The following is a 21,241-nucleotide window of genomic DNA, read 5'->3' on the forward strand; positions in this document are numbered from 1 at the left end:
GTCACCGCGAGGAGGGCTACTTCTTCGTGAACCGCTCGTACGCGGCGACGACGTCCTTCGCCGGGCCGTCCATCCGCAGCACGCCGGCCTCCAGCCAGATCGCCCGGTCGCAGGTGTCCAGGATCGACCGGTTGCTGTGGCTGACCAGGAAGACCGTGCCGGCCTCCGCGCGGAGCTCCTTGATCCGGTCCTTGCTCCGGTTCTGGAACGTGGCGTCGCCCGTGGAGAGCGCCTCGTCGATCAGCAGGACGTCGTGGCTCTTCGACGCGGCGATGGAGAACCGCAGCCTGGCGGCCATGCCGGAGGAGTACGTCCGCATCGGGAGGGTGATGAAGTCGCCCTTGTCGTTGATGCCGGAGAAGGTCACGATGTCGTCGTAGCGCTCGCGGATCTCCTGGCGGGACATGCCCATCGCCAGTCCGCCCAGCACGACGTTCCGCTCGCCGGTCAGGTCGTTCATCAGCGCCGCGTTCACGCCGAGCAGCGAGGGCTGGCCCTGTGTGTGGACCTTGCCCCGGGTCGCCGGGAGCAGGCCCGCGATCGCCTTGAGCAGGGTGGACTTGCCGGAACCGTTGGAGCCGATGAGCCCGATCGCCTCGCCCTTGTACGCGGCGAAGCTGACGCCCTTGACGGCGTGCACCTCGCGCACGCCGGGGCTCCGGCGGCGGGTGACGATCCGGCTGAGCGCCGAGGTGGCGCTGCCCCGGCCGCCCTTGGTGCCGTTGACCTTGTAGGTGATGTGCACGTCGTCGACGACGACGGTGGGTTCCCGCTCGGTCGTGTCAGCCACGTCCGTACCTCTCCTCGGCCTGCCAGAAGAACACGAAGCCGCCGACGCCGCAGACCAGCGCCCACGCCGTGGCCACCGCCCATACGTGGGCGGGCAGTTGCGCACCGGTGAAGCTGTCGATCAGGGCGAACCGCATCAGGTCGATGTAGACGGCCGCCGGGTTGCAGTCCAGGGCCACGATGACGAAGTGCGGCACCCGGTCCGTGGTGAGGAGGGAGTCCAGGCTCCACATCACGCCGGAGGCGTACATCCAGGTGCGCAGCAGGAACGGCATCAGCTGCGCGATGTCCGGGGTCTTCGCGGTGAGCCGCGCCACGAACATCGAGACGCCGGTGTTGAAGACCGCCTGGAGGGTGAGTGCCGGGATCGCCAGCAACCAGGTGGGGCTGGGGTACTGCCCGAAGACGAGCAGGATCAGGACGAGCGCCCCGAGCGAGAACAGCAGCTGCTGGAGCTGCTGGAGCGCGAGCGCGACCGGCAGTGAGGCGCGCGGGAAGTGCAGGGCGCGCACCAGACCGAGGTTGCCGCTGATCGCGCGGGTGCCCGCGGTGATCGAGCTGGAGGTGAACGTCCAGATGAAGACACCCGTGACGAGGAACGGCACGAAGTCGGGGACCCCGTGCTTGGTGTTCATCAGGATGCCGAAGATGAAGTAGTAGACCGCCGCGTTGAGCAGCGGCGTCATGATCTGCCAGATCTGGCCGAGCTTGGCCTGGCTGTACTGGGCGGTCAGCTTGGCGGTGGCGAACGCCACGATGAAGTGCCGGCGCCCCCAGAGCTGCGCGACGTACGCCACGAGGGAGGGGCGGGCGCCGCTGACGGTGAGGCCGTGGCGGGCGGCCAGCGCCGCCATCTCGCCCGGCGCGTGGACCGGGGCGAGGGCGGCGGGATCGGTTGCGGCCGGCCCGGGAGTCGGCGGAGCTGCTGTCTGGCTCACCACGATCGCTTTCGACGGAGGCTGGAGAGAGGCGGGGGCTGCGTGGCGTCGGCCGGTGGGGCCGCGCGGGACGAGCCCCGGGGCTGCGCGGAACAGCCGCTGAACTGCGGGGGAACGCGGACGGACGAGAGGCGAACGACGGGACGGAACCGTTTCGTCGTCTCGCTGAGGTTAAATCGTTTGTGCGTCGGGACGCAACCGTTTCGTCGTTCCGGATATCCTTCCCGGCATGACCACCGAACCCGGACCCCGGCGCCGTACTCCCGCGGGCGCCGCCGTGCTGCGCGAGGACGTCACCGACGCCATCCGCGGGGCCGTCTTCGAGGAGCTGGCGGCGGTGGGATTCGCCCGGATGTCCATGGAGGGCATCGCGCGCCGGGCCGGCGTCGGCAAGACCGCCGTCTACCGCCGCTGGAAGTCCAAGCTGCACCTGGTGCTCGACCTGGTGGCGGCCGTCGCGGCCCAGGGCATGCCGACCCCGGACACCGGCTCGCTCCACGGCGACGTACGCGCGGTCCTCCAGCTCGCCTCCTACGCCCTCCGCCACCCCGTCGCCTCCCAGGTGATCCCGGACCTGCTCGTCGAGGCGGCCCGGAACCCGGAGATCGCCGACACGATCAAGGCGGCGCTGCTCGACCCGCAGAAGGGCGTCGCGGCCGTCGTCGTGAGGGCGGCCGTGGCCCGGGGCGAGCTGCCGGAGGGCAGCGACCCCGACCGGGCGCTCGACCTGATCGTCGGCCCGCTGTACTGGCGGCTGGTGGTGGTCCGCGGCGGGCTGCCGAAGGGGTACCTCGACGACCTCGCCGCCTCGACGGTCGCGGCGCTCACCCACCGGGGGGCGTGAGGGGCGTACGCACGGGCGGACCCGGGCGCGGGGTGCGCCCGGGTCCGCCGAGGTGCTTGCCGGAAGGACCCACCGGTGGGGTCCGTCGATGAGGTCCCAGGGAGAGGTCCGTAGCGGAGGGCTACTTGACCGCCCCCGCCATCACCCCCGACACGAACTGCCGCTGGAAGGCGAAGAACACCGCGAGCGGGATCACCATCGACACGAACGCGCCCGGCGCCAGCACGTCGATGTTGTTGCCGAACTGGCGCACCTGCTGCTGGAGCGCCACCGTGATCGGCGGCGAGCCCGCGTCCGCGAAGATCAGCGCCACCAGCATGTCGTTCCAGACCCAGAGGAACTGGAAGATCCCGAGCGAGGCGATGGCGGGTCCGCCCAGCGGCATCACGACCCGGGTGAAGAGCCGGATCTCGCCCGCCCCGTCGAGCCGGGCGGCCTCCAGCAGTTCGCGCGGGATCTCCGCGAAGAAGTTCCGCAGCAGGAAGATCGCGAACGGCAGGCCGAACGCCGTGTGGAAGAGCACCACTCCCAGGGTGGTCTCGAAGATCCCGATGGTGCCGAAGAGCTTGGAGACCGGGATGAGAGCCACCTGCACCGGCACCACCAGCAACCCCACGACCAGCAGGAACCACCAGTCGCGGCCGGGGAAGTCCATCCAGGCGAAGGCGTAGCCGGCGAACGAGCCGATCACCACCACCAGGACCGTGGACGGGACGGTGATCATCACGGTGGAGAACAGCGAGTCCGTGATGGCCGAGTCGGAGAGCAGGTGCCGGTAGTTGTCGAAGGTCAGCTGCGAGGGGGTGGTGAACACCTGCCACCAGCCGCTCGCCGCGATGTCCTTGCCGTCCCGCAGTGAGGAGAGCAGCAGCCCGATCGTCGGCATCAGCCAGAACAGGGCCACCAGGACGAGCGCCACCCGCATCACCCCGCCGCCGGCCCGCGCGGCGATCCTCGCCGCGAGCGACGGGCCGGGCTTGGACGCGGTGGTCGTGACCGGGGCCGTCATCGGCGTCCCTCCTTCCGTATCCGCCGGATGTTGAAGGCCATCACCGGGATCACCAGCAGCAGCAGGAGGACGGCGATGGCGCTGCCGACCCCCAGGTCCGCGTCCGTGCCGAAGGACGAGCGGTACAGCTGGAGGGCGAGGACGTTGGCGTCGTCCTGGGAGGATCCCGGCGCGATGATGAAGATCAGGTCGAAGACCTTCAGGACGTTGATCATGAGCGTGACCAGCACCACCGCGAGCACGGGCGCCAGCATCGGCACGGTGATCCGCCGGAACACCTGCCACTCGTTCGCCCCGTCCACCCGGGCCGCTTCGAGGAGTTCGCGCGGCAGCCCGGCGAGCCCCGCCGCGATCAGGACCATCGCGAAGCCCGCCCACATCCAGACGTAACTGCCGATGATCCCGGGAGTGACCAGGTCCGGGCCGAGCCAGGAGACCCCGTTGTACGGCTCGCGGAAGTTGTCGGCGGGCAGCCGCAGCACGGCCCCCCCGGCGGCGGCCGGCAGCGAGAAGCTCCCGTCCGCGCCCGCCTTCGCGGTGGCGACGACCTTGCCGTCCTTGACCGCCTCGACCTCGATGCCCTTGAGGCCGAGCTCCTTCGGGTCGACGGTGTTCGGCTTCCCGCCGCCGCCCTTGGTGAAGTCCAGCCAGGCGGTGCCCGTGATCCGGTCGCCGTCCGGCGCGGGTGTACGGGCGGGCTCCGCGTCGCCCGGCATCTTCTCCGGTACGACGCCGACCAGCGGCAGCAGCGCCGGCACGCCGGCCCGTACCGGCTCCTTCGTCACGAACGACCCGCCACCGCCCGCCTTCAGCGGGTGCACCGGCAGCGGGTGCGCCTTCGGGAAGCCGGCGGACTCGGCGAACGTGTCGTGCACGCCCACCCAGACCGCGTTGGCGACCCCGCGCTCCGGCGCCTCGTCGTAGACCAGCCGGAAGATGATCCCGGCGGCCAGCATGGAGATCGCCATCGGCATGAAGACGACCAGCTTGAACGCCGTGCCCCAGCGGATGCGTTCGGTCAGGACCGCGAAGATCAGGCCGAGCGCGGTGGAGACCGTGGGCGCCAGGACCACCCAGATCAGGTTGTTCTTGACCGCGGTGCGGATCGTGTCGTCGGTGAAGAGCTTCTGGTAGTTGTCGAGCCCGGCGAAGCCGGTGCCCGCCTGGTCGAAGAACGACCGGTAGACGGAGTAGGCGATCGGATAGACCACCAGCGCGCCGAGCAGCACCAGCGCGGGCAGCAGGAACGCCGCCGCGACGGCCCGGCGGGAGCCGGTGACGCCCCGGCCGGACCGCCGGGCCCTCGGCGGTGGACCGGCGGACGGTGGGACGGGAGGACCGGGGTGGACGGGGGGCACCGCGTCGGCGCCCCCCGTCGTCGCTGTCGTCACCGCGTCAGCTCTTGTACGCCTCGGCGGCGGCGGACTCCAGCGCCCGCTGCGTCCCCGCGATGTCCTTCGGGTTCTTCAGGAAGTCCTGGAGGAGCTTCCACTCGCCCTTGCCGGGCGTCCCGCCGAAGGACTGCGGCGCCTGGTCGGACATGTCGAACCGGACGTCGTCACCGGCCGCGACCAGCGCCTGCGCCATGGTGCGCTGCACGTCGTTGGGGTAGACGGCCGGGTCCAGGGACTTGTTCGGCGAGAGGAACCCGCCCGCCCCCGCGGAGATCTTCGCCGCGTCCGTGGACGCCAGGAAGGTCAGCAGCGCCTGGGCGCCCTTGGTGTCCTTCAGCGCCACCGCCGCGTCCCCACCGGTCACCACCGGGGAGTCGGCGCCGACCGCCGGGAACGGGAACACCTTGGCGTCCGTACCGATCTTCGCGTCGGTCTCCGCGATGTTGACCGAGACGAAGTCACCCTCGAAGACCATGGCCGCCTTGGGCTGGTCGCCACCGGTGAAGGTCTGCGTCACCGAAGCGGGGAACTCGGTCTGGAGCGCCCCGGACGCGCCGCCCGCGATCAGCTCCGGCTTGCCGAAGAGCTGCGCGAGGGTGGTGAGCGCGTCCTTCACGGACGGGTCGGTCCACGGGATCGTGTGCTTCGCCAGCTGGTCGTACTTCTCCGGGCCCGCCTGGGAGAGGTAGACGTTCTCGAACCAGTCGGTGAGGGTCCAGCCGTCCGCCCCGCCGACCGACACCGGGGTGATCCCGGAGGCCGACACGGTCTCGGCGGTGGTGAGGAAGTCCTTCCAGGTCTTCGGCTCGGCCGCACCCGCGTTCTCGAACGCCTGGGCGTTGTACCAGACCAGCGACTTGTTGGCGGCCTTGTAGTAGACGCCGTACTGGGTGCCGTCCACCGCGCCGAGGTCCTGCCAGACCTTCGCGTAGTTCTGGCCGAGCTGGGCCCGCGCCTCGTTGCCGACGGGCTTGGCCCACTTCTTCGCCACCGCCTGCTGGATCGCGCCCACCTGCGGGATCATCGCGACGTCCGGCGGCTGCCCGCCCGCGACCTTCGTACCGAGGAAGTTGATGATCGGGTCCTGCGCGGGCACGAAGGTGACCGTCGCCCCCGTCCGCTTCTCGAACTCGTCCAGCACTTTGGTGAAGTTCTGCTGCTCCGCGCCCGTCCACACGGCCGCCACGGAGATCTGCTCACCGTCCAGGCGGGGTAAGGCGACGGTCGACGTGGTCGACTCGCTCGCCGCCGGCGTGCCGCCCGGCTTCTCCCCGTTGTCCTTCCCGTCGTCCGAACCGCCTGAACAGCCGGTCAGCGCCAGTGCGCCTGCCGCGGCGAACACCATTGCCGCCCGGCCCAGTTGTCGGGTGTTGTGCATGAATTCCCCGTTTCCCGTCGACGTGCGTCCGCACGCCGCTGTGCGAGTACCGCATCGTTCGTGGGCACAGTCCTACGCCGGGGCGCGAAGGACCCGCAATAGCGCGAAGGGGCCTGGCGGGCGCATCGTGATCGGCTCGTGATGTTGATTCAGGAGGAAACGCACACCGTCGGGAAAGGGGTCAGGAGGACAGGTTCGTTCACGTCGGGACGGGCGGCAACGGCGGCAGCCGTTCGGCGTTGACCGAGCGCGCGGCCCGCTCCAGGGCGCTCGCGAGGAGCGCCAGGTCGGTCGGTCCGTTGCCGAGTTCGCGGACCGGGCGGCGGGTCGGCGGATCGCCCATCCGCTCCCACTCCAGCGGCACGACGGTCGGCCGCAGGGTCGCCGTGCGCGGGATGCGCCCCGTCACCCGGCCGCCCTGGAACGGGGTGACCCGGCCGTCCGGATGCCCCAGCCGGCCGCGCCCCGGCGCCGGTTCGTCCGGCGAGGGCGGCAGCACCGGAGCGTCCAGCACGATCCGCAGCCGGGCACCGCGCGCCAGCTCGGTGTCCTCGGTGCGGTCCGGTCGGCCCGAGGACGCGACGAGGTGCACCCCGAGCCGGCCGCCGTCCCGCGCCACCGCCTCCAGCGCCCGCACCACGGACCCGGCGGCGGGCCGGCCCGGGCTGCCGAGCGCCGGGGCGACCAGCGCGTCGAAGTCGTCGGCGAGCACCACGAGCCGGGGCAGCGGCGACGGACCGGGGTCGACCGCCTGCGCGGCGGTGGTCCGCAGCCGCAGGGTCCCGGTGGTGGACGAGGAGTCGAGGTCACCGCGCTGCTCGGAGGGGCTCGGCGGACGCTGGCCGACGAGCCGCTGGGCGACCTCGTGCCGGGTGTGCCACTCGGAGAAGTCCAGCCCGCCGAGGAGTTCGGCACGGCGTTTCAGCTCCCCGCCGAGCGCCCGCGCGAACTCCCGCATCCGCACCGGGTCGGAGGCCGACAGGTACGAGAAGACGTGCGGCAGCTCGGTGCAGGGACGCAGCCCCTCACCGCGCTCGCCGCTCTCCCCGCCGGCCCCGGCGCCGTCCACCAGCAGGATCCCCAGCCGGTCCGGCCGGGCCGCCGAGGCGAGCGAGGCGGCCACGGCCCGCAGGAGTTCGGTGCGCCCGCTCCCCGCGGGCCCCTCGATGAGGAGGTGCGGCCCCTCGTCGGCGAGGTCCACGCTCACCGGCCCCCGGGGCCCGGCCCCCAGCACCACCACCGGCCGCCCCGCCTGCCCGCCGGCCCCCTCGCCGGCGGAGGCCGGATACGGCGTGCGCTCGGAGCCGGTACGGGGCGCGGCGTCCGGGTACGGCGTGTCGCCCGTACCGCGCGCCGTCGCATCCGGGTACGGGGTGCGCCCGGAGCCCGTACGGGACGGGTACGGGGTGCTCCCCGAGTCGGGCGGGCCGGTGCGCTGGCCGCCGACCAGCGGGACGGAACGCTGCGGGCCGGTGCTCAGGGTGCGGCCGGAGCCCGGGGTGTCCTGGGGGTTGCCGGGCCGTCCGGACGACGAGGGGGTGGGGGTCGGACGGGCCGAGGCGCCCGGCTGCCGCTCGGCGGTCGACGCCCAGCGGGCCATCAGCGACGCCGGAGTGGCCCGGGCGAGACCCAGCTCGTCCAGCAGTCGGGAGGAGGGCGGCAGCGCGGCGGTCCTGGCGAGTTCCACCGCGTTCGCGGGGCCCTCGTCCCGCAGCGGGGCCAGCGCCCGGGCGAAACGCTCCGCCCAGGCCGGCGACACCGCGTCCGCGGTGGCCACCGTGCCGTGCCCCGCCACCTGGCCGCCGGCGGTGCGCAGCAGCCGCAGCGCGGTCGCCACGTCGCCGCTCAGCATGGCGACCGCCCCGCACTCGCGGAAGGCGAGGGAGGCGTGGCAGGCGCTCTCGTAGGTCGCGGTGACCGGGGAGGTGGGGGAGGCCGGCGGGGTCTCCGCCAGGCAGATCAGGTGGATCCCGGCCGCCGCGCCCGCGCCCGCCAGTCGCGCGGTCGTCTCGCGCAGCGCGGCCGTCCCGGGGTCCCCGTCGACCACCACCACGGTGTACGGACCGGTCCAGGCCTCGGCGGCCCGGGCCACCGCGTCGCGTCCGGCGTGCGGCCAGCCGGGGCCGAGCGGACTGTCGTCCAGTCGGCGGACCAGCTCCGCCGTGCGGGCCGCCGCCTGCTCACGGTCGAACGCCAGCAGCAGCCGGCAGTCCTGTCCGTGCGTCGGCCGCAGGTGCGGCAGCCACCCCAGCCAGGACCAGGCGCGGCGCCGCTCCTGCTCCGAGCGGTTGCGGTCGGTGCTGACGAGCACGATCTCCAGGTCGGAGGGGGAGTGCAGCGCGGCGAGCTGGGCGACGGCCGAGCGGGCCAGTCCGGTGAGGCGTTCCCAGGGCCCGGCGAGCCCGAGGGAACCGGCCTCGCGCAGCCCGACCGTCACCGGTACCGAGGGCAGCTCCGCCCGGTCGGTGGTGCCGAGCCGGACGGCCAGCGCCTCCGGGTGGTCCAGACCCCGCTCCCAGAGCCGGGGGCCCGGGCCGAGCGCGGTCAGCAGCACCGCCGCCGGGTCCGGCCAGGTGCCGGCCGGGGCGGAGGCGGACACGAACCCCGGGGCCCCGGGGGATCCGGAGAGCGCCGACGAGGAGCGCGGGGTGGTGTCGTCCGGGTCGTCGGGGGCCCCGGGTTCGGCGGCGCGGCCGCCGGCCAGCCGTCGTGCCCAGGCCCCTATGCCGCCCCGGCGCGGCGGCTGTGCAGCGGGCCGGCCGAAGGGGACCGGGGGCTCCTCGCGGTACGGCGCGTCGTGACCGGCGGGCCGGGTCTCCTCGGCCTCCCCGCCGTGGCCGTGGGCCGGTTCGGGGCCACCGGCCCCGGGCGCACCGGGCTCCGGGCGGGCCACCCGCAGGTGCCCCTCGCCGTCGGGGGCGGTCGCCAGCGCCGGGGCGCGGGGGCCGGTGGTGAGGCGGAGCGTGGACTCGCCGAGCCGCAGCAGGGCGCCCGCCGTCAGGGGGACCGGCCGGGTGCCGATCTCGGCGCCGTCCAGCGAGGTGCCGTTGGTCGAACCGAGGTCGGCCACCGTCACCCGGCCGTCGCCGGCGACCGTGACCGCGCAGTGCAGCCGGGAGACGTCGGGGTCGTCGAGCGGTACGTCCGCGTCGGCGGAGCGGCCGATCCGGATCTGACCGCCGTGCAGCAGGTGCACGCCGCCCGCGTCGGGGCCCGCGACCACGTGCAGCCGGGCGGGGACGGCGTCGTCGGACGCCTCGTCCTCACCGGGGGACTGGAGGGAGAGCACCGCGCCGTCGACGAGCGGCGGCTCGCCCACCGCGAGCCGCTGGGAGTCCAGCCTCTCCCGCCCGGCGAAGAGGATCACCGCCCCGCCGCCCAGAGACCCCTCGGGGCCCTGGACCGCCGAGGCGAGGGCCGAGGCGACGGCGGCGAGCGCGGTGCCCGCCGGAGCGGTGAGGAGGACGTCGCACGCGCGGGCCGGTGCGTGGCCGCTGCGCGGCGCGAGGACGGTCAACCGGATCTGCATCGCCGTCAGCGGTCCCTTCTGCACGGTTGCCCGGCAGGGGGCTCGCCCTGTGATGCCCCCCACCCGGCGCGGACGCGTCGTCCGGTACGGGTCGTCACGTACCGCAGGGCTCCCGCTCCCGCAGTTCCGTGCTGGAGGCATCCTCGCACCTGCCACCGGCAACGCGCCCACGGGTCATGCATAAGTGATCTTGATTGGTCGGGTGTGGGCGCAAAAGAGCCTGCTTGGCCCGTCTTCGGACAGTTCTGCGTGACGGAGCCCCCACGTGGGCAGACGTACGGACACCCGGAGGGCAACCGGCGGTCGTCCGGTCGCGTCTTCCCCGGAGCGGGGCGCGTGACGGATCCCGCAGCAGTCGCGGGAGCGCCGGTGAATGGCCGGAATTCGACGGGTCACCGCGCGGACACAGGCCGTTCGCGACCCGGCGGCGGCCGGTTCGGCACCACTAGAGTGGGCCCTCACCCACCACCGTCACCACGAACAGCAGGGAGCGCATGACGTGCGGCCCGTAGGCAGCAAGTACCTGCTAGAAGAGCCGCTCGGACGCGGCGCCACCGGTACCGTCTGGCGCGCGCGCCAGCGGGAGACCGCGGGGGCCGAGGCGGCCGTCGCGGGGCAGCCCGGCGAGACCGTGGCGATCAAGGTCCTCAAGGAGGAGCTCGCCAACGACGCCGACGTGGTGATGCGGTTCCTCCGGGAGCGCTCCGTGCTGCTCCGGCTCACCCACGAGAACATCGTGCGCACCCGCGACCTGGTGGTCGAAGGCGATCTCCTCGCCCTGGTCATGGACCTGATCGACGGCCCCGACCTGCACCGCTACCTCCGGGACAACGGGCCGCTGACGCCGGTCGCCGCCTCCCTCCTCACCGCCCAGATCGCCGACGCGCTCGCCGCCAGCCACGCGGACGGCGTCGTCCACCGCGACCTGAAGCCGGCCAACGTCCTGCTCGACGAGCGCGACGGCACCATGCGCCCGATGCTGACCGACTTCGGCATCGCCCGGCTCGCCGACTCCCCGGGCCTGACCCGCACCCACGAGTTCGTCGGGACGCCCGCGTACGTGGCCCCGGAGTCCGCCGAGGGCCGGCCGCAGACCTCGGCCGTCGACATCTACGGCGCCGGGATCCTCCTGTACGAGCTGGTCACCGGACGGCCGCCGTTCGCCGGGGGCACCGCGCTGGAGGTGCTCCACCGTCACCTCAGCGAGGAGCCCCGCCGCCCCTCCACCGTCCCCGAACCGCTGTGGACGGTCATCGAGCGGTGTCTGCGCAAGGACCCGGACCAGCGGCCCAGCGCCGAGAACCTGGCCCGGGCACTCCGTACCGTCGCCGCCGGCATCGGTGTGCACGCCAACTCCTCCCAGATCGCCGCCGCCGACGGCGTCGGCGCGCTGCTCGCCCCGGACCCGGCGCCCGCGCCCGTGTCCGGGACTCCCGGCGCGGCCGACCCCACGCAGGTGCTGCCGAACACCGGCGCCCCCTTCGGCGCGGGCGGGTACGACCCGAACGCCGCCACCAGCGTCATGCGGCACGGGCAGGTCCCGGACGACCGCCGGGCCGACCCGACCGCCGTGCTGCCGCCGGTGTCGCAGCGCCCGGACGGGCCGCCGCAGCCGGACGGCCCGCACCCCTGGCAGTCCCAGCTCCAGGCCGCGCGCGACCGCAACGAGCAGACCCAGGTGCAGTACCTCGACCCGTCCGAGGACCCGCTGCGCCGTCGCCCCCAGCGCCGTCAGCAGCCGCAGCAGCCCCCGCAGCGCCAGCAGCCGCCGCAGCACCAGCAGCGCCCCCAGCACCAGCAGTACCCGCCGCAGCAACAGCAGCCGCCGCGCTACGAGCAGCCCCAGCAGTACGCGCCCCAGCGGCAGCAGCCGCAGCAGCCGCCGCAGCAGCCGCCGCGCCGGCAGTACGCGCCACCGCAGCAACCGCAGGCACCCGCCCCGCGCGAGCCCCGGCAGCGCAGCGCCAACCCGATGAGGATCCCGGGTCTCGGCTGCCTCAAGGGCTGCCTCTTCACCGTGCTGCTGCTCGTCGTCGCGGGGTGGCTCATCTGGGAGCTGACCCCGCTCCAGGACTGGGTCGACCAGGGCAAGGGGTACTGGGAGGCGATCGGAGACGCCATCGGTACGGTGACGAACTGGGTCTCCGACCTCGGCGGCGGCAGTACGCAGTGATCCGGCGCCGCAGCGCCGCTCTGCCCGGCGTGCGGTGGGTCGCGCGACCGGCGTGACCGGCCGGATCACGCACGTGGGCGGTCCGGGGTGCCCGACGGGGATGACCCGGACCCGCCGGTCCAGGTCTCCGCTCCGTCTCGGCGCCGTCTCCGCCCCGCATCAACTCTGTACCTTTGTCGACTCCTTCGGGGTCCTTACCGCCGCATTTCGCCCGGGGAAGGGAAGGTTGGCCCCGTCCTGGGCACGTAACCCCCTGGTCGCCGCGTAACTTTGTCGACCGGGGTTCACCGCCAGCCGCTGAGGGAGCAGTCTTGGCACGGAATATCGGCAGCCGGTACACCGCCCACCAGATCCTGGGGCGCGGCAGCGCCGGAACGGTGTGGCTCGGCGAGGGGCCCGAGGGGCCCGTCGCCATCAAACTGCTCCGCGAGGATCTCGCGTCCGACCAGGAGTTGGTGGGCCGCTTCGTCCAGGAACGCACCGCCCTGCTCGGGCTCGACCACCCGCACGTGGTCGCCGTCCACGACCTCGTCGTCGACGGCAACGACCTCGCCCTGGTCATGCGGCTGGTGCGCGGCACCGACCTGCGCACCCGGCTGGACCGCGAGCGCCGCCTCGCCCCGGAGGCCGCCGTCGCGATCGTCGCGGACGTCGCCGACGGGCTCGCCGCCGCGCACGCGGCCGGAGTGGTCCACCGGGACGTCAAGCCGGAGAACATCCTGCTCGACATGGAGGGCCCACTCGGCCCCGGCGGCTCGCACCCCGCGCTGCTCACCGACTTCGGGGTCGCCAAGCTCATCGACACCCCGCTGCGCACCCGGGCCACCCGGATCATCGGCACGCCGGACTATCTGGCCCCCGAGATCGTGGAAGGGCTCCCGCCGCGCGCGGCCGTCGACATCTACGCCCTCGCCACCGTCCTCTACGAGCTGCTCGCCGGATTCACCCCCTTCGGCGGCGGGCACCCGGGCGCGGTGCTGCGCCGGCACGTCACGGAGACCGTCGTCCCGCTCCCCGGCATCCCCGAGGAGCTGTGGCAGCTGCTCGTCCAGTGCCTCGCCAAGGCCCCGGCCTCCCGGCTGCGCGCCTCCGAGCTGGGCGGCCGGCTGCGGGAGCTGCTGCCGCTGCTGTCGGGCATCGGCCCGCTGGACGTGGACGAGCCCGGGGACGAAGAAACGGAACTGCGCCCGGCGTACGACGAGCAGTACACCCCCGCGCACGAGGAGCCGCGCCGCCGGGGCGCCGTACCGCTGGTCCCCGGCTCCGCCCCCGACTCCAACCGGGACACCCACACCAGCATGCGGGTGCCCGCCCCGGACGAACTGGCCGGCGGCCCGCTCGGTACCGCCCGCGCACCGAGGGCCCCCGGCCCGCGCCCCGGCTCGGCCCGGAACAAGTCCGCCGTCGTCCGCAAGCGCCGTCTGGTCCTCGGCGCCTCGGCCGCGGTGCTCGTCGCGGCCGTCGCGGTGGGCGGCTGGCTCGCCACCGGCGGTGACGACTCCGGTGCCACCCCGCGGGACAGCGGCAGCTCCGCACCCGACACCCCCTGACCCCCTCCCGCACGCGCCCCGGCACCGGCCGGGCCCCGGCGGGCGGGCGGGCCGGGCGCGGTGCCGGACCGGCCGGGGGAGCGGTGCGGGAGCCGTGCGGGAGCGGGCCCGGCGCCGGGGATACGGTGCCGCGGACCGGGGGAGGGCGAGCTTCACCCGTCCAGCCGTTACGCTGGACCCGTGGCAGTCGTCGATATTTCCGAAGAGCTGAAGTCCCTCTCGTCCACCATGGGGTCGATCGAGGCCGTCCTGGACCTGGACTCCCTGAGGGCGGACATCGCCGTGCTCGAGGAGCAGGCGGCGGCGCCGTCCCTCTGGGACGACCCGGACGCGGCCCAGAAGATCACCAGCAAGCTCTCCCATCTCCAGGCCGAGGTCCGCAAGACCGAGACGCTCCGCGGTCGCATCGACGACCTCAGCGTCCTCTTCGAGCTCGCCCACGACGAGGGCGACGCGGACGCGCTTGCCGAGGCCGAGACCGAGCTGGAATCGGTCCGCAAGGCGCTCGACGAGATGGAGGTCCGCACCCTCCTCTCCGGCGAGTACGACTCCCGCGAGGCCCTGGTCACCATCCGCGCCGAGGCCGGTGGCGTCGACGCCGCCGACTTCGCCGAGAAGCTCCAGCGCATGTACCTCCGCTGGGCCGAGCGGCACAACTACAAGGCCGAGGTCTACGAGACCGCGTACGCCGAGGAGGCCGGCATCAAGTCGACCACCTTCGCGATCGAGATCCCGTACGCCTACGGCACCCTCTCCGTCGAGCAGGGCACCCACCGCCTCGTGCGGATCTCGCCCTTCGACAACCAGGGCCGCCGCCAGACGTCCTTCGCGGGCGTCGAGGTCCTGCCGGTGGTCGAGAAGACCGACCACATCGAGATCGACGAGTCCGAGTTGCGGGTGGACGTGTACCGCTCCTCGGGCCCCGGCGGCCAGGGCGTCAACACCACCGACTCCGCGGTGCGCCTGACCCACCTGCCGACCGGCATCGTCGTCTCCTGCCAGAACGAGCGCTCGCAGATCCAGAACAAGGCGTCCGCGATGAACGTCCTCCAGGCGAAGCTCCTCGAGCGCCGCCGCCAGGAGGAGCAGGCCAAGATGAACGCGCTCAAGGGCGACGGGGGCAACTCCTGGGGCAACCAGATGCGTTCCTACGTCCTGCACCCGTACCAGATGGTCAAGGACCTCCGTACGGACTTCGAGATGGGCAACCCCGAAGCGGTCTTCAACGGTGAGATCGACGGCTTCATCGAGGCGGGCATCCGCTGGCGGAAGCAGGGCGAGAAGTAACCGTACGCAGAGGGAAGTTGGGCCCGGGCAGGGATCCTGCCCGGGCCTTCCGCGTGACCGCCCCGACGGGCGCCGCGCCCGCCGCCACGCGTGGTGCGGGGCCGGGCGGTGGGGATTGCGTCACAGTCCGGGGCATGAATAACCGTCAGAAGCCCCACCGGGACACCAAACGCCCGGAACGCTCTTGACGTAACCCTCAACTCTGGTCAGGGTGCTGGAGCAGCATGCGTTGACTGGGACGGGTGTGAGCGGGGGCGGACCGGACGACCGCGGAGATCGCGGCCCGGTTCGGAGCGAACTCCGCAGAGCCGGGTCCCGCACCGTGCTGCTCCATTGACGAGATCGGCTACTGGGGGTAGCAGCAGATGACGAAGAAGACGCGCGTACGTATCGCGCGCATAGCGGCCGGCGCGATCATCGCGGCCGGCGCTTCCCTGACCGCCGCGGGTGCGGCGCAGGCATTCGGGGAGGCGCCCCCCATCACCGCCGCCGACGGCGGCACCGATGGTGCCGGCGGCGTGACCGCGGGCGAAGAGGGCGCGGTCTCCGGTGGCGAGGAGTCGGCGGCGACGGTGTCGTCGGGTGGCGAGGAGTCGGCCGCGACCGTGTCGTCCGGTGGCGAGGAGTCGGCCGCGACGGTCTCGTCCGGTGGCGAGGAGTCGGCGGCGACCGTCTCGTCGGGTGGCGAGGAGTCGGCGGCGACCGTGTCGTCCGGTGGCGAGGAGTCGGCCGCGACGGTCTCGTCGGGTGGCGAGGAGTCGGCCGCGACCGTGTCGTCCGGTGGCGAGGAGTCGGCCGCGACGGTCTCGTCGGGTGGCGAGGAGTCGGCCGCGACCGTGTCGTCCGGTGGCGAGGAGTCGGCGAGCGGTAACCAGGCTTCGTCCTCCACGGGCGCCAACGGGTCCACGGGCACCAACGGCTCCACCGGCAGTGACGGGTCCACGGGCTCGACCGGTACCACGGGCTCGAACGGTTCGACCGGTGGCTCGTCCACCGGCGGTACCGACGAGACCTGCACCGTCACCCTCGACGGTGCCGAGTGCGTCGAATCGAACAACACCGACACGGACAGCGTCGGCAACCAGCCGGTGGAGCAGGGCAAGGGCAAGGACGAGCTGGCCGAGACCGGTGCGGCCGAGACCACGTTCCTGCTGCTCGGCGCCGCGACGATGATCGCCGGCGGCATCGGCTTCCGCTTCCTGCCGCGCCTGGCGGGCGGCCGCTCCGCCGTCTGAGCCACCGGCTCACCACGGGCCACCGGCTCAGCACGGCAGCAGGGCATCACGCACGACACCGGAGGGCCCGGGGAGAGCTTCATCGCTCCCCGGGCCCTCTCGGCGCCGGGGAAGAACCCAGGAAGAGCGCGGGGGCTGCGGAGGGCGTGGAGGAGTGCGAGGGCGTGGAGGGGTGCGAGGCCGCCCCTCGGAGCCGTCCGAACGCCTGAAGGCCCTTCCGGGCGGCCTTCGCCGGTCGGAGGGCCCGTGGAGCTGTGGGGCTGGGGTCAGGCCGCCTGCTGGGCCAGCAGTGCCACCGCGCAGACCAGCACCACCAGCAGCGCGATCAGCAGCGCCGGGTTCATCCCGCCGAGCGGTCCCTCGTCCTGCTGCCGCAGACGCTCGCGGCTGGCTCTGCAGACGGGGCAGCGGCCCTCGCTCACGGGCGCCGCACAATTCGCGCACACCAGTCTGTCGTAGGTCATGCGCACTCCTCCTCCCGCGCGGCGGAACCGTCCACGGCCGTTCTCTCCGCCCGGTCGTCCATCCGCACAACGCTCCGGGGAGCGTGACCGTTCCCCCTCCCACTGTGCCAGCTCCGGACCCGTTCGGCGCGGCCCCCGGTGAAGCGCCGGCCGATGGCGCGGTCGCGGGCCGCAACGCGGTCACGCACGGTGGCGGCAGGGGTGCGCAGGGCGTCCGGACATCCCGGTACGCGGCCCCGGTCCCTCGCGGGCCGCCCCATGTTCCGTCATAAATCACCCATCCGAAGACGCCGCCTGCGCGGCCGAGGAGCATTCGCGTAGGGTCACGCACACATATTCCCGGCCGACCATGGTGCCTCCGTGATCCGATTCGACAACGTCTCGAAGACCTACCCGAAGCAGAGCCGCCCCGCGCTGCGCGATGTCACCCTGGACATCGAGAAGGGCGAGTTCGTCTTCCTGGTGGGCTCCTCGGGCTCCGGCAAGTCCACCTTCATGCGCCTGATCCTCCGTGAGGAGCGCGCGAGCACCGGCATGGTCCACGTGCTCGGCAAGGACCTGGCGCGCATGTCCAACTGGAAGGTGCCCCAGATGCGCCGCCAACTGGGCACGGTGTTCCAGGACTTCCGCCTCCTCCCCAACAAGACCGTCGCCGAGAACGTGGCCTTCGCGCAGGAGGTCATCGGCAAACCGCGCGGGGAGATCCGCAAGGCGGTGCCGCAGGTGCTCGACCTCGTGGGCCTCGGTGGCAAGGAGGACCGGATGCCCGGCGAGCTCTCCGGTGGTGAACAGCAGCGCGTCGCCATCGCCCGGGCGTTCGTCAACCGGCCGATGCTGCTGATCGCCGACGAGCCGACCGGCAACCTCGACCCGCAGACCTCCGTCGGCATCATGAAGCTGCTGGACCGGATCAACCGGACCGGCACCACCGTGATCATGGCGACCCACGACCAGAACATCGTCGACCAGATGCGCAAGCGCGTCATCGAGCTGGAACAGGGCCGTCTCGTGCGTGACCAGACGCGCGGCGTCTACGGCTACCAGCACTGAGCCCCGGCCACCGGCGCGGAGCCGCGCCCCGCACCGAGCATCTGAGCACCGAGTACTGAAAGGACGCCATGCGCGCCCAGTTCGTCCTGTCGGAGATCGGCGTCGGCCTCCGGCGCAACCTCACGATGACCTTCGCCGTCGTGGTCTCCGTCGCCCTCTCGCTCGCCCTGTTCGGCGGCGCGCTGCTGCTCCGCGAGCAGGTCAGCACGATGAAGGACTACTGGTACGACAAGGTCAACGTCTCCATCTTCCTCTGCAACAAGAACGACGCCCAGGACATGCCGAAGTGCGCCAAGGGTGCCGTGACGGACGCGCAGAAGAAGGAGATCGAGCACGACCTCAAGGAGATGACGGCGGTCGACACCGTCACCTTCGAGACGGTCGACCAGGCGTACAAGCACTACCAGGACCAGTTCGGCGACTCCCCGATGGCGGGCAACATCACGCCCGACCAGATGCAGGAGTCCTTCCGCGTCAAGCTCAAGGACCCGGAGAAGTACAAGGTCGTCGCCACCGCGTTCGCCGGCCGGGACGGGGTGCAGTCGGTCCAGGACCAGAGATCGATCCTGGACAACCTCTTCGAGTTGATGAACGGCATGAACGTCGCCGCCCTCTTCGTCATGGCGCTGATGCTCGTCATCGCGTTGATGCTGATCGTCAACACCGTCCGGGTGTCGGCGTTCAGCCGCAGACGCGAGACCGGCATCATGCGGCTCGTCGGCGCCTCGGGGTTCTACATCCAGATGCCGTTCATCATGGAGGCGGCGTTCGCCGGGCTGATCGGCGGCGTCCTCGCCTGCGTCCTGCTGATAGGCGCCCGCTACTTCCTCATCGACGCGGGCCTCTCGCTGCAGACCAAGCTGAACCTGATCGACTTCATCGGATGGGACGCGGTCATCACCAAGTTGCCGCTGGTCCTCGCGATCGGGCTGCTGATGCCCGCCGTCGCGGCGCTGTTCGCGCTCCGCAAGTACCTCAAGGTGTGACATGCGCCCCCTGGGCCGCACGGTGAAGCACCCGTGCGGCCCAGGGGGTTTGTCCTAGACTCGCTGTCATGTGGGGGCCCTTGTACCGGTGCGGGCCCCGCGGCCTGTGCCGCGGGGCGACCTTGACGTTGGTCTTCACCGGTGTGCTCGCCGCCGGCGCGGCCACCGGATCCCTGCCGCGCGACGAGACCGCCCGGGCAGCCGACTCGGAGGCGCGTCCGTCGGCCTTCTCCCTCGCCCCCGTGGACGGCCGGGAGTTGGCCGCGGCCGCCGCCGGAGCCGCCGCGGACGGCAAGTCCGCCACCCAGGCCGCCGAGGAGTTCGTCAGCCGCAGCGGCGACCGCTGGGGCGCGGTCTACGACGAGCGCGAGTACGAGGAGTTCGAGCAGGCCCTCGACGGCTCGTACACCGGGGTCGGCCTCTCCGCCCGCCGTACCGCCGACGGCCGGGTCCGGGTGGCCCGGGTCGAGCCCGGTGGCCCCGCCGACCGGGCGGGCGTCCGCGCCGACGACGTCCTCACCTCCGTGGACGGCGCACGCACCTCGGGGCGCCCGGTCGCCGAGGTGGTGGCCCGGCTGCGTGGCGACGGTACGGGCGAGAGGGCCGGGTCCGCGGTCGTCCTCGGGCTGGAACGGGACGGGCACGCCCGCACCCGGATCGTGCGGCGGGCCCGGCTCAGCACCGAGGCGGTCACCGTGCGCCGGGTCGGCAGCGGCTCCACCCCCACCGTGCTGATCAAGGCGACCGCCTTCACCCGGGGCGCGGGCGGCGAGATCCGTGACGCGGTGCGCTCCGCGCCCGGTGATGCCGGAATCCTGCTGGACCTGCGCGCCAACAGCGGCGGTCTGGTCGGCGAGGCCGTCACCGCCGCCTCCGCCTTCCTGGACGGCGGCCTGGTCGCCACGTACGACGTGCACGGCGAGCAGCGCGCCCTCTACGCGGAGGCGGGCGGCGACACGAGCCGCCCTCTGGTGGTGCTCGTCGACGGCGGCACGATGAGCGCGGCCGAACTGCTGACCGGTGCGCTCCAGGACCGGGGCCGCGCGGTCACGGTCGGGTCGCCCACCTTCGGCAAGGGCGCGGTGCAGATGCCGAGCGAGCTGCCGGACGGCGCGGTGGCCGAGCTGACCGTGGGGCAGTACCGCACTCCGGGCGGCCGGGGCGTGGAGGGAGCGGGGATCACCCCCGACCTGGTGGTCGGCTCACAGGCCCTCGAACGGGCCGAGACGGTATTGAGTGGCCTCGGGGGTGGGTCGTAGTGCGAAAATGACCGCACTATGGCCAAGGAAAAAGACACCGGGCGCAAGATGATCGCGCAGAACAAGAAGGCGCGCCACGACTACCTCATCCTCGACACCTACGAGTGCGGGCTCGTCCTCATGGGTACCGAGGTCAAGTCCCTGCGGATGGGCAGGGCCTCGCTGGTGGACGGCTTCGTCCAGATCGACCAGCACGAGGCGTGGCTGCACAACATCCACGTCCCGGAGTACGTGCAGGGCACCTGGACCAACCACGCGGCGAAGCGCAAGCGGAAGCTGCTGATGCACCGTGCCGAGATCGACAAGCTGGAGTCGAAGTCGAAGGAGACGGGGCACACCATCGTCCCGCTCGCCCTGTACTTCAAGGACGGCCGGGTCAAGGTCGAGATCGCGCTCGCGAAGGGCAAGAAGGAGTACGACAAGCGCCAGACGCTCCGGGAGAAGCAGGACACCCGCGAGACCAACCGCGCCATCTCGGCGGCCCGCCGCCGGCAGCGCAGCGCCTGACGGGGCGGCGCGCGGGGGTCCGGCGGGCCGTCCGAGGGGCCCCGGCGGGTTCGTCGGGGGTGGATCGGGGCAGACGGGAGGATGACCGGCAGGAATACGCTGGCATCGTCCGGCGTTGGTCACGTACGATGGGCCGTGCACCCCGACGAGGGTGCGCGTATTGAAAAATCAACATGGGGATGATCGGTTTCGACAGCGGATGTCGAAGCAGGGGAAGCGAGTCGAGGAAGCGACAATGATCTCGTAAACCATATGTCGCAAACAATAATCGCCAATTCCAAGCGCGATTCCTCCGCCTTCGCCCTCGCTGCCTAATTAGCAGCTAGCGAAGACTCTGCGGAGTGTCAGCCCGGGAGTGGTCCCGGCCCGGATCCTGGCATCACTTAGGGATCTAAACTTCTAGGCCCGGTCACGGGGCCTGGAAGGAAATCAAACAGTGACTGGGCCTGTCGGAGGCTTGTTCGCGTGACCTCCGGGGCCAAGAAAAGCGTAGCGAACTGCACTCGGAGAAGCCCTGGTTCCGCACCGTTGGACGCGGGTTCGATTCCCGCCATCTCCACCACCCCATGTAAGCCTCTGCCCCGCGAGTCCGCTCGCGGGGCAGAGGCTTTTCCGCGTCCGGAAGCCGTCATGCTCTCCGGAGCGCCCCGAGCGCCCCGAGCGCCCCGAGCGCCCCGCTCGGCGCCCGATGCCGAGCCGACGCCCGAACTCGAGGTGGCGCCCGAACCCGAGGTGGCGCCCGTACTTGAGGTGGCGCGGCCTGCGGGGCTTCCGAGCCGCCCCACTGACACCTGACACCTGACACCGCAACCGCCGTCCCGCTCCGTGAAACACCCCGCGAAAAGCCTG

At 72.5% G+C, this 21,241-nt stretch carries 16 protein-coding genes and 1 other RNA gene; 10 read left to right on the plus strand and 7 right to left on the minus strand.

Annotated elements, in window-relative coordinates; translation table 11 throughout:
• Nucleotides 1–16: 16 nt before the first annotated feature.
• Nucleotides 17–790, minus strand: coding sequence for an ABC transporter ATP-binding protein (locus PZB77_RS19810; protein WP_275493954.1), 774 nt, complete (start codon nucleotides 788–790; stop codon nucleotides 17–19).
• Nucleotides 783–1,730 (minus strand): ABC transporter permease, encoded by a 948-nt coding sequence (locus PZB77_RS19815; RefSeq protein WP_275493955.1) that lies wholly within the window; start codon nucleotides 1,728–1,730, stop codon nucleotides 783–785. Before PZB77_RS19815 ends, PZB77_RS19810 begins: the two co-directional genes overlap by 8 nt.
• 226 nt (nucleotides 1,731–1,956) lie before the next feature.
• Between PZB77_RS19815 and PZB77_RS19820 the strand changes: the two genes are divergently transcribed.
• The gene (locus PZB77_RS19820) at nucleotides 1,957–2,571 is read left to right on the plus strand and encodes a TetR/AcrR family transcriptional regulator (protein ID WP_275493956.1); all 615 of its coding nucleotides are present in this window, start codon (nucleotides 1,957–1,959) and stop codon (nucleotides 2,569–2,571) included.
• 121 nt (nucleotides 2,572–2,692) lie between these two features.
• Here PZB77_RS19820 and PZB77_RS19825 read toward each other — a convergent pair whose 3' ends face one another.
• From PZB77_RS19825 to PZB77_RS19840, 4 genes are all read right to left on the minus strand, one after another.
• A complete protein-coding gene (locus PZB77_RS19825) occupies nucleotides 2,693–3,580 on the minus strand; it encodes a carbohydrate ABC transporter permease (protein ID WP_275493957.1) in 888 nt (295 codons plus the stop codon).
• Nucleotides 3,577–4,971 carry a sugar ABC transporter permease gene (locus PZB77_RS19830; RefSeq protein WP_275493958.1) on the minus strand — a complete coding sequence of 465 codons (1,395 nt, stop codon included), beginning with the start codon at nucleotides 4,969–4,971 and terminating at the stop codon, nucleotides 3,577–3,579. Before PZB77_RS19830 ends, PZB77_RS19825 begins: the two co-directional genes overlap by 4 nt.
• A gap of 4 nt (nucleotides 4,972–4,975) precedes the next feature.
• Nucleotides 4,976–6,352 carry an ABC transporter substrate-binding protein gene (locus PZB77_RS19835; RefSeq protein ID WP_275493959.1) on the minus strand — a complete coding sequence of 459 codons (1,377 nt, stop codon included), beginning with the start codon at nucleotides 6,350–6,352 and terminating at the stop codon, nucleotides 4,976–4,978.
• A 199-nt stretch (nucleotides 6,353–6,551) separates the two neighbouring features.
• The gene (locus PZB77_RS19840) at nucleotides 6,552–9,881 is read right to left on the minus strand and encodes an FHA domain-containing protein (RefSeq protein WP_275496135.1); all 3,330 of its coding nucleotides are present in this window, start codon (nucleotides 9,879–9,881) and stop codon (nucleotides 6,552–6,554) included.
• Between the two features lie 499 nt (nucleotides 9,882–10,380).
• On the opposite strand from PZB77_RS19840, the gene PZB77_RS19845 reads away from it, so the two are divergent.
• The 4 genes from PZB77_RS19845 (at nucleotide 10,381) to PZB77_RS19860 (ending at nucleotide 16,126) form a co-directional block, all read left to right on the plus strand.
• Nucleotides 10,381–12,054 (plus strand): serine/threonine-protein kinase, encoded by a 1,674-nt coding sequence (locus PZB77_RS19845; protein ID WP_275496136.1) that lies wholly within the window; start codon nucleotides 10,381–10,383, stop codon nucleotides 12,052–12,054.
• A 311-nt stretch (nucleotides 12,055–12,365) separates the two neighbouring features.
• Nucleotides 12,366–13,604 carry a serine/threonine-protein kinase gene (locus PZB77_RS19850; RefSeq protein WP_275493960.1) on the plus strand — a complete coding sequence of 413 codons (1,239 nt, stop codon included), beginning with the start codon at nucleotides 12,366–12,368 and terminating at the stop codon, nucleotides 13,602–13,604.
• Between the two features lie 180 nt (nucleotides 13,605–13,784).
• Entirely contained in the window at nucleotides 13,785–14,891 is a 1,107-nt protein-coding gene (gene prfB / locus PZB77_RS19855) for a peptide chain release factor 2 (RefSeq protein WP_275493961.1), read from the plus strand.
• 365 nt (nucleotides 14,892–15,256) lie between these two features.
• Nucleotides 15,257–16,126 carry a hypothetical protein gene (locus PZB77_RS19860; RefSeq protein WP_275493962.1) on the plus strand — a complete coding sequence of 290 codons (870 nt, stop codon included), beginning with the start codon at nucleotides 15,257–15,259 and terminating at the stop codon, nucleotides 16,124–16,126.
• 266 nt (nucleotides 16,127–16,392) lie between these two features.
• On the opposite strand, the gene PZB77_RS19865 is transcribed toward PZB77_RS19860, so the two are convergent.
• Nucleotides 16,393–16,590, minus strand: coding sequence for a hypothetical protein (locus PZB77_RS19865; protein ID WP_275493963.1), 198 nt, complete (start codon nucleotides 16,588–16,590; stop codon nucleotides 16,393–16,395).
• A gap of 360 nt (nucleotides 16,591–16,950) precedes the next feature.
• Here PZB77_RS19865 and ftsE point away from each other — a divergent pair, with 360 nt between their 5' ends.
• The 5 genes from ftsE (at nucleotide 16,951) to ssrA (ending at nucleotide 20,954) form a co-directional block, all read left to right on the plus strand.
• Nucleotides 16,951–17,640, plus strand: a complete 690-nt coding sequence (ftsE, locus tag PZB77_RS19870) for a cell division ATP-binding protein FtsE (protein WP_275493964.1) — start codon at nucleotides 16,951–16,953, stop codon at nucleotides 17,638–17,640.
• 68 nt (nucleotides 17,641–17,708) lie between these two features.
• Entirely contained in the window at nucleotides 17,709–18,626 is a 918-nt protein-coding gene (gene ftsX, locus PZB77_RS19875) for a permease-like cell division protein FtsX (protein ID WP_275493965.1), read from the plus strand.
• A gap of 68 nt (nucleotides 18,627–18,694) precedes the next feature.
• On the plus strand, nucleotides 18,695–19,885 hold the full coding sequence (locus tag PZB77_RS19880; protein ID WP_275493966.1) for a S41 family peptidase: 1,191 nt from the start codon (nucleotides 18,695–18,697) through the stop codon (nucleotides 19,883–19,885).
• Between the two features lie 18 nt (nucleotides 19,886–19,903).
• Nucleotides 19,904–20,392 carry an SsrA-binding protein SmpB gene (gene smpB, locus PZB77_RS19885; protein WP_275493967.1) on the plus strand — a complete coding sequence of 163 codons (489 nt, stop codon included), beginning with the start codon at nucleotides 19,904–19,906 and terminating at the stop codon, nucleotides 20,390–20,392.
• A gap of 175 nt (nucleotides 20,393–20,567) precedes the next feature.
• Nucleotides 20,568–20,954, plus strand: a transfer-messenger RNA (tmRNA) gene (ssrA, locus tag PZB77_RS19890).
• Nucleotides 20,955–21,241: the final 287 nt, after the last annotated feature.

The organism is Streptomyces sp. AM 2-1-1, assembly GCF_029167645.1.
Classification (GTDB): domain Bacteria; phylum Actinomycetota; class Actinomycetes; order Streptomycetales; family Streptomycetaceae; genus Streptomyces.

What these genes read in the sequence shown, in the direction of transcription:
- ftsX (WP_275493965.1), top strand. Translation starts at nt 17,709, where the DNA reads ATGCGCGCCCAGTTCGTCCTGTCGGAGATCGGCGTCGGCCTCCGGCGC.
- PZB77_RS19825 (WP_275493957.1), bottom strand. Translation starts at nt 3,580, where the DNA reads ATGACGGCCCCGGTCACGACCACCGCGTCCAAGCCCGGCCCGTCGCTC.
- smpB (WP_275493967.1), top strand. Translation starts at nt 19,904, where the DNA reads ATGGCCAAGGAAAAAGACACCGGGCGCAAGATGATCGCGCAGAACAAG.
- PZB77_RS19820 (WP_275493956.1), top strand. Translation starts at nt 1,957, where the DNA reads ATGACCACCGAACCCGGACCCCGGCGCCGTACTCCCGCGGGCGCCGCC.
- PZB77_RS19865 (WP_275493963.1), bottom strand. Translation starts at nt 16,590, where the DNA reads ATGACCTACGACAGACTGGTGTGCGCGAATTGTGCGGCGCCCGTGAGC.
- PZB77_RS19835 (WP_275493959.1), bottom strand. Translation starts at nt 6,352, where the DNA reads ATGCACAACACCCGACAACTGGGCCGGGCGGCAATGGTGTTCGCCGCG.
- PZB77_RS19880 (WP_275493966.1), top strand. Translation starts at nt 18,695, where the DNA reads ATGTGGGGGCCCTTGTACCGGTGCGGGCCCCGCGGCCTGTGCCGCGGG.
- PZB77_RS19860 (WP_275493962.1), top strand. Translation starts at nt 15,257, where the DNA reads ATGACGAAGAAGACGCGCGTACGTATCGCGCGCATAGCGGCCGGCGCG.
- PZB77_RS19840 (WP_275496135.1), bottom strand. Translation starts at nt 9,881, where the DNA reads ATGCAGATCCGGTTGACCGTCCTCGCGCCGCGCAGCGGCCACGCACCG.